Source organism: Methanocorpusculum petauri (assembly GCF_026891975.1).
GTDB classification, from domain to species: Archaea; Halobacteriota; Methanomicrobia; order Methanomicrobiales; family Methanocorpusculaceae; genus Methanocorpusculum; species Methanocorpusculum petauri.
The window spans coordinates 1-3,008 of record NZ_JAPTGB010000044.1 but is presented as its reverse complement, the minus strand read 5'-3'; the positions used below and the strand labels follow the sequence as shown (position 1 = coordinate 3,008).

General features: G+C 47.0%; 1 protein-coding gene. It reads right to left on the bottom strand.

All coding sequences use genetic code 11. The annotated features are described in order from the left end of the window. Nucleotides 1-2,978 (bottom strand): MEMAR_RS02690 family S-layer glycoprotein (locus tag O0S10_RS10390; protein WP_268925812.1); only part of this gene is annotated, 2,978 nt, incomplete at its 3' end. Nucleotides 2,979-3,008: the final 30 nt, after the last annotated feature.

Below are 3,008 nucleotides of genomic sequence, written 5' to 3'. Positions count from 1 at the left end.
GCACCGGTCTCGGTCGGCTTCGGGGTGTCCGGAAGCTTCTCGACAAGGTTGAAGTTGGTCGTGGTGGTTACATCGACCTCAATTCCGTTCACCTTGATGGTGTACTCGTCAAGCTTCCAGTTAGTCGTGTCGACATCGACGGACCACGTATTGTCAGAACCTTCACCTGCAACAACCTTGGTGGTCTGAGAGACACCAGAGGTGGTGGAAGTAGAGGTTTTGTCAACTGCAGTGAATGAGGAAGACATCACTTCGATGAGAATCTGATCATCAACTGCGAGGTTTGTTGTACCAGAGATGGTAAACTTGGATCCAGTTGCTTTGTCTCCCGGGTTGTTGATCTTGATCCAGGGTTCAGCAACGGTGAACGTCAGCTTCGTGTAGATATCATCAATGTTTGCAGAGTCAATCATCTTAGTGAGTGCATCTGCTGCCTGAGATCCTTGGAGTTTGTTTGAACTACCCCACACAACGAATGCCTGGGCGTCGCCACCGGTGTTGACATTGCTGGTGTGGAAGTACCACTCAGGAGATTTGGTTGTCTTGTCAAGGACTGCATCGAATGCTCCATTGTACATCGGGTGCTGAACAACGACAAAGTACTGGTTGGAAGACATTGAGGATGGAATCTCAATCTTCTTTTCGTAGGTTCCATCATCTTCAACAGTGATGGAGTGGTCTTCGAAGAAGTTCGGACCGAAGATGTAGAGCATCAGCGTGGACGGGTCACCCTCAGCGGTACCGCGGATGTAGATCTTGTCGCCTTTTGCAACGATAGTTCCCGACGGGACTGCAGAGAGGAACGGCTGTTTCAGATTAACGGAAACAGTCGCATACTCGGAGTCAGAGAGTTTGACTGCAACATATGGGTCAACAGATTTTCCGTTTGCATCAGTTGCAACAGTTACATCGCTGGAAGACTTTCCGTTGGTAATTCTGCTGGTTGCATAGATGGTGTATGCACCGGTATCAAGTGCGATCTTGGAGGTATCCCACTTGTACTCCCACGTGTTGTCGGTCTTAACAGAGACAGGATTTGCATTGCCATACATTGCCGGATACTTGTTCGGCAGGGTTTTCAGGACAATACCATTGTCGTCAAGGTTCTGTCCGGTAAGGAACAGATAGATGAGGCTGCTGTCAGTGTTAGTACCGGTGAGTTTAATTTCGTCACCAATGTAGTAGGAACCGTCACCGGATGCGGAGATGGTTACTGCACCTTTCTCAACTTTGACCTTTACAGTATCATAGTCGCCAGCATCCAGGCTTGCGTCTTTGGTTACATCGCCACCATTCAGGTATCCCTGAACCTTGATGGTGTAGGTCTTGTCTTCGGTGTTTGCTGCGGTATTGAACTGGATAGTTCTCTGACCGGATGCATCAGTCTCAAAGTTTCCACCGATCTTGTACTCAACACCATTCAAGGTGTACTTTACATCATTTGCTTTATCAGATGCAGTCTGATATCCACTCTGACCATTCTGAAGAGTCGGATTGATCTCAGAAGTGGATGCACTGTCAATGAAAACTTTGTAAATCTTCTTGCTGTCACCGCTGATCGTGACCGTGAACGGATTACTGCGGACAACAGAGTCCTTTGCTGCTGTAATGGTCAGCGTGCTGCTCTGGACTGTGAAGCTCACTGTGTTGGATTTCTTTGCATAGTCAGCAAAGATCGAGTATGTTACTTCCTTACCCTTATCATAATTGTCCTTATTGAGGGCAAACTTGATGTACTCTGCCTGAGCAGTGTAGGTTCCTGCAACTGCATCATCTGTGGGAGCTGCAGTCATTCCAGTCTGCGTTCCCTTCAGAGGAACATCGGTGAAGACACCGGTTCCAAAGATGGTGGTTTTACCTGCGACAGGGGTTGTGAATACAACCTTTGCTTTTGCAGATTGTTCGTACCCAGTGGTAGTGTTCAGGAAGACTGGAGCAACTTTCGGTGAGTTGATCAGGAAGTTCACTTCAGTGTTCTTGTTGATGGTCTTACCGTCAACAGAGTCACCAGGAGAGCCCGCAAGCTCTGCTTCGAGACTGATTTCTGGATACCAGATGTAGATGTAACCTCCATCATACGTGTAGTTACCATAGTGGCCACCAACTACTGATTCAGTGAGGTAGAACTTACCTGAAGTCCCAGCGATCTGATTAATGACCTGTTTATTCGTTCCATCTGAATAGAGAGTCAGCATAGATGCTTTTGGGGCCGCAGTTAGATTGATGCGCTCAAAGACAAATGCATCTTTCCCACTGGAGACATTCCTGTAGAACTGATCAGTCGAGGATCCTCCTCCACCCTGAGCAACAACTTTTACATAAACCTGAACTGAATTAGTTCCGGTTGTGTATTTGTACTGACCGGGTTTTACACCAGCTGTTGATACATATGGGATACCATTTGCTGTCTGTACAGTAATGATACCCTCTGCACCAGTGTTTGATACTGGAGTGAACTGAGCACCTACTGGGAGGTATGCGTCATTCGGCATGCGGAGAGCAATGCTCGTAGTGGACTGAGATACGTTCCATTCCTGAGCGCCCGAGGAGCTAAGAGCATCTTTATTCCATGTTGGGTAAGTTACCACTTCAACCTTATCGGTTGTTACATTAATGATGTAATTAACCGGGTTGAACATCGCGGTACCAACATACACTCCTGTCTGAGCATCTGATGGGATAGTTATTTTACCAGCGGTATCAGTACTACCTAAATACCGCGTCTTGTCAATATTGTACTGGAAAAATACACTGGTCAGATTAGCTCCCTTGGTCAGGAGTCTGGAGGTGTTTCCAGTCGGGTCCATGGTTGGAGTAAAATTCAGATAATACTCCCCTCCCTGAACCAGATCATTTTCCGAAACTAAGTTGTTCGGGTTTGCGGCCACATATTTGGTGTCTGCTGCAGATGCTGCACCGATAAAGAGTGCTGCTGCGAGTAAAACGACCAATACGGCCATAATCTTTGTGTTTTTCAAGTGTAATTCCTCCTAAATAAGGATTCAATC